Raw genomic sequence first — 241 nt, forward strand, 5'->3', positions numbered from 1 at the left:
GGATCCATCACGACGCTCATGACCTGTCCGAGCGCCGAAGGTCTGTTCCATCGTGCGATTGCCCAGAGTCCGCCCGCGACCTCCGTCTACGGGGCCGAGCGCGCCAAGACCGTGGCGGAGCGGTTTCTCGAACTGCTCTCGATCGACCCCGAAGACGCAGGCGATCTGCTGACCACGGGATCTGGAACTGCTCGTCAAGGCAAGCGATGATTTGGTCAACGAAATTCCGACCCGGATTCCG

General features: G+C 62.2%; 1 protein-coding gene. It reads left to right on the plus strand.

All coding sequences use genetic code 11. From position 1 onward, the window contains the following. On the plus strand, positions 1-210 hold a 210-nt coding region (locus HMPREF0519_RS14165), incomplete at its 5' end, for a hypothetical protein (protein WP_003637243.1). Between the last annotated feature and the right edge of the window lie 31 nt (positions 211-241).

Source organism: Lentilactobacillus hilgardii DSM 20176 = ATCC 8290 (genome assembly GCF_000159315.1).
Lineage (GTDB): Bacteria > Bacillota > Bacilli > Lactobacillales > Lactobacillaceae > Lentilactobacillus > Lentilactobacillus hilgardii.